General features: G+C 72.0%; 2 protein-coding genes and 1 pseudogene. 2 read left to right on the plus strand and 1 reads right to left on the minus strand.

Annotated elements, in window-relative coordinates:
* Positions 1 to 785, minus strand: a pseudogene (locus APM_RS08135) (ATP-dependent DNA helicase RecG); the annotation flags it as partial.
* Between the two features lie 42 nt (positions 786 to 827).
* Here APM_RS08135 and APM_RS08140 point away from each other — a divergent pair.
* Positions 828 to 1,136, plus strand: a complete 309-nt coding sequence (locus tag APM_RS08140; protein ID WP_013640192.1) for a succinate dehydrogenase assembly factor 2 — start codon at positions 828 to 830, stop codon at positions 1,134 to 1,136.
* The gene (mfd, locus tag APM_RS08145) at positions 1,133 to 4,567 is read left to right on the plus strand and encodes a transcription-repair coupling factor (RefSeq protein WP_007422886.1); all 3,435 of its coding nucleotides are present in this window, start codon (positions 1,133 to 1,135) and stop codon (positions 4,565 to 4,567) included. Before APM_RS08140 ends, mfd begins: the two co-directional genes overlap by 4 nt.
* Positions 4,568 to 4,807 lie beyond the last annotated feature (240 nt).

Genomic DNA, 4,807 nt, shown 5'->3' on the forward strand with positions numbered 1-4,807 from the left:
GCGAAGCCGAACCGCGCCAGCGCGGCGGCCCGCAGCCTTCCATCGCCGGCAAAGGCGCGCCCCTTCCGCCGCCGCCGCCGCGCGCGGATCAGCGCGAAGGCCAGCTGCCGCGCCAGCAATTCGTCATAGGCGAGCCGCCGTGCCGGGCGGTCGTCCGGCATCGATTCGGGCGCGTGCAGCGTCCGCAGCGCGGCGGTAAAGCCCGGCCAGCGCCGCTTTTGCAGCACCGAGGGCAACTGCCATTCCGGCAACTCCGGCAGCCGGGCGAGGGCGCCGTCCACCGCCCGCGCCATCACCCGTGCCGTGAGTCCCGCCGTCAGCCCCCGCACCGGCTCGATCGCCGGCAGGCTCGCCGCCTGCGCCGCCGGCAGCACGTAATCGGGGTGGGGCAGGGTAGGGCGGTCGGCGAAGCGCTCGATCTTGCCCGACAGCAGCAGTTTCGCGCCCACCGGAAACTGGCCGAGCCGCCCGGGGTGGAACAGCACCACCTCGCCGAAGCCGCTGGCGTCGCGAATCACCACCCGGTGCGGCTGCCCGCGCCGCGCCGGCGCCTCGTGCCGCACCACCTCGACCATCACCGTCGCGACCGATCCCGGTTCCGCCTCCGCCAGCGTCGACTGCCGCGAGCGGTCGATGAAATGCAGCGGCAGGTGGAACAGCAGGTCGCCCACGCTCGGCCCGCCCACCGCGCGCGCGATCAGCGCCGCGAGTTTCGGGCCGATGCCCGGCAGGCTGGCAAGCTCGGCCCGGAACGGCGCCAGCGACTCGGAGATGTTGGTGGTCACGGGCTGACAGTGGCGGAGCACTCGACTATATCGCAAGCCATCATGACCGAAGTATCGTCCGAGGCGCTCATCCAGCGCCGCCGCCGGCTGCTCTACCGCGCGACCCATCGCGGCACCTACGAGAACGACCTGATGATCGGCGGCTTCGCCCGCAAATACATCGACGGGATGGACGATGAGGCGCTCGACGCGCTGGAGGCGGTGATGGAACACCCCGATGCCGAGCTGGCCGACTGGCTGACCGGCCGCAAGCCGGTCCCGGCCGAGGCGGAGTCGGACATGCTCCGCCGCATCCGCGACGAGGCGGCGGAGATCGCCCAGGGCGAGTTCGGCGCCAAGCGCGGGCGATGAGCCTGCTCACCGTCTACGGCGCGCCGGAAGGGTTCGACGCCGACCTAATCGCCCGCCGCGCCGCCGAGGCGGGCACGGTGCTGCACATCGCGCGCGACGATGCCCGCCTCGCCCGGCTGGAGGACGCGCTCGCCTTCTTCGCCCCCGCCGCCGAGATCATCCGCTTCCCCGCCTGGGACTGCCTGCCCTACGACCGCGTCTCGCCCAACCCGGCGATCGTGGCCGACCGCGTCGCCGCCCTGGCCCGGCTGCTGGAACCGGCGAAGGGCACCCGCATCGTGCTGACCACGGTGAACGCCGCGGTCCAGCGCACCCCGCCGCGCGCGCGCTTCGCCGATGCCAGCCGCACCATCGCCCCCGGCGGCGCCGCCCCGCCGGACGATCTCGCCCGCTTCCTCGAACAGCGCGGCTATCATCGCGTCGGCACCGTCATGGAGCCGGGCGACTTCGCCGTGCGCGGCGGCATTTTCGACGTCTGGCCCTCCGGCGAGCCGGCGCCGGCCCGCATCGACCTGTTCGGCGACACGGTGGACACGCTCCGCCGCTTCGACCCCGGCACCCAGCGCAGCGGCGAGGCGCTGCCCTCGCTCACCTTCCGCCCCGCCTCCGAACTCCCGCTCGACGCCGACTCGATCAGCCGCTTCCGCACCGGCTTCCGCGAGCTGTTCGGCGCCGAGGCGCTGACCGACCCGCTCTACGAATCGGTCTCCGAGGGCCGCCGCCATCCCGGCATGGAGCATTTCGCGCCGCTCTTCTGCGCGACGATGGAAACCGTGTTCGACTATGCGCCCGGTGCCGCCATCAGCCTCGACCACCAGGCCGAGGAGGCCGCCGCCGCCCGCTTCGAGATGATCGCCGATCACTACGAGGCCCGCTCCGCCCCGCCCCGCGCCGGCGAGGCGCCGTACCGGCCGGTCGCGCCCGCGCGCCTCTATCTCGACCGCGCCGGCCTCGATGCGCTGCTCCGCGCCCGCGGGGCAACCGTGTTCTCGCCCTTCTCCCGTCCCGAGGGCGCCGAGGGCGTGGAAGCCGGCGGCCGCCCCGGCGCCATCCTCGCCTCCGCCCAGGGCATCGCCTCGGTCTATGAGGAATTCCGCCTGCTCGCCGCCCGCTGGCGAGAGGCCGGGCGCCGCGTCGTCCTCGCCGCCTGGTCCGCCGGCTCGCGCGACCGTCTCGCCGCCCTGCTGCGCGACCACGGCATGCGCTCGATCCCGATCGACAACGCCGCCGAGGCCCGCATCGCCCAGGGCGACGCCGTGCTGCTCGCCGTCCTCGGTCTCGAACGCGGCTATGTCGCCGACGATCTCGCCATCGTCGCCGAGCAGGACCTGCTCGGCCAGCGCATCGCCCGCCCGCCGCGCCGCCGCCAGCGCGCCGACCAGTTCATCGCCGACGCCACCGAAATCGCCGAGGGCGATCTCGTCGTGCATCAGGATCACGGTATCGGCCGCTATGACGGGCTGGTGACGCTGAGCGTCGAGGGCGCGCCGCATGACTGCCTGCGCATCCTCTATGATGGCGACCAGAAGCTCTTCCTGCCGGTCGAGAATATCGACATGCTCTCCCGCTTCGGCAGCGAGACCGCCGGCGTCGGGCTCGACCGCCTGGGCGGCGCCTCCTGGCAGGCGCGCAAGGCCAAGGCCCGCAACCGCATCCGCGACATGGCGGCCGGCCTCATCCGCATCGCCGCCGAGCGCAAGCTGCACGACGCCGCGATCCTCGCCGCCGATGACGGCGCCTTCGCCGAATTCTGCGCCCGCTTCCCCTACACCGAAACCGAGGATCAGGCCCGCGCCATCGCCGACGTCATGGAAGATCTCGCCGCCGGCAAGCCGATGGACCGGCTGGTCTGCGGCGATGTCGGCTTCGGCAAGACCGAGGTCGCGCTCCGCGCCGCCTTCATCGCCGCGATGTCCGGTGCCCAGGTCGCCGTGGTGGTGCCGACCACGCTGCTCGCCCGCCAGCATTACCGCCTGTTCTCCGAGCGCTTCGCCGGCCTGCCCATCCGCGTCGAGCAGCTCTCCCGCCTCGTCTCCGCCAAGGATACCGCGAAGGTGAAGGCCGGCCTCGCCGACGGCACGGTGAACATCGTCGTCGGCACCCATGCGCTGCTGTCGAAAACGATCGCCTTCGCCGACCTCGCGCTGCTGATCGTCGACGAGGAGCAGCATTTCGGCGTCGCCCACAAGGAACGGCTGAAGCAGCTCAAGGCCGACATCCACGTCCTCACCCTGACCGCGACGCCGATCCCCCGCACCCTCCAGCTCGCGCTGACCGGCGTGCGCGACCTCTCGCTGATCACCACCCCGCCGGTCGACCGTCTCGCCGTGCGCACCTTCATCATGCCGTGGGACAAGCTGGTGATCCGCGAGGCCATCGCCCGCGAGCGCTTCCGCGGCGGGCAGATCTTCTGCGTCGTCCCGCATATCGAGGATATCGACCGGATGCGCGAGCGCCTGGCCGAGATCGCGCCGGACCTGCGCACCGCCACCGCCCATGGCCGCCTGCCGCCGACCGAGATCGAGCGGGTGATGACCGAGTTCAGCGAAGGCAAGCACGACGTCCTGCTCGCCACCAACATCGTCGAATCCGGGCTCGACATGCCGGCGGTGAACACGATCCTGATCTGGCGCGCCGATCTCTTCGGCCTCGGCCAGCTCTACCAGCTGCGCGGCCGCGTCGGCCGCGGCAAGCAGCGCGGCTACGCCTATCTCACCTGGCCCGCCTCGCACACGCTCGCCGCCTCCTCGCAGAAGCGCCTCGAAGTGATGCAGACGCTCGACACGCTCGGCGCCGGCTTCACCCTCGCCTCGCACGATCTCGACCTGCGCGGCGCCGGCAACCTGCTGGGCGACGAGCAGTCCGGCCATATCCGCGAGGTCGGCATCGAGCTCTACCAGCAGATGCTGGAGGATGCGGTGGCCGAACTGCGCGCGGCCGGCGGCAGCGAATCGCGCGAGGCCGCGCGGGACTGGACGCCGAATATCAGCCTCGGCCTGCCCGTCCTCATCCCCGAAGCCTATGTGGCCGACCTGCCGGTCCGCCTCGGCCTCTACCGCCGCATCGGCGGACTCGCGACCGATGCCGAGAGCGAGGCGCTCGCCGCCGAGCTGGTCGACCGTTTCGGCCCGATGCCCGAGGAGGTGGAAAACCTCCTCGCCACGGTGGCGCTGAAGCGCGCCTGCCGCGCCGTCGGCGTCGAGAAGCTGGAGGCCGGGCCGAAGGGCATGGTCGTCGCCTTCCGCGGCAACGCATTCGCCAATCCCGGCGGCCTCGTCGCCTGGCTCGCCACCCGCGCCGGCCTGCTCCGCCTGCGCCCGGACCACAAGCTGGTCATGGTCCGCGAGATGGACGTGAAGGCCCGCCTCGCCGCGGCCCGCGACATAATATCGAACCTGCAACGCATTATCGACCAGTCGAAGGCGGCATGAATCGAATTCGTAACTAAACGAATCGAAACTTGCCTCATCCTGCCGGGTCCTCATCTTCTCGTGAGGAAGGCGGCCGCTCCTCGGCCGTCCAGCCCACGTCCGCCCCGCGGCCGTGACGCTCGCGGCCGCTCCCCGGCCGTCCAGTACAGGAGGTCATGCCCATGACAGACCGAACCCTTTTCCGCGCCAGCGCCGTTGCCCTGGTCGCCGCCGCGATGGCGGGCGCGCCGGCTTTGGCGG

Source organism: Acidiphilium sp. PM (assembly GCF_000219295.1).
Lineage (GTDB): Bacteria > Pseudomonadota > Alphaproteobacteria > Acetobacterales > Acetobacteraceae > Acidiphilium > Acidiphilium multivorum.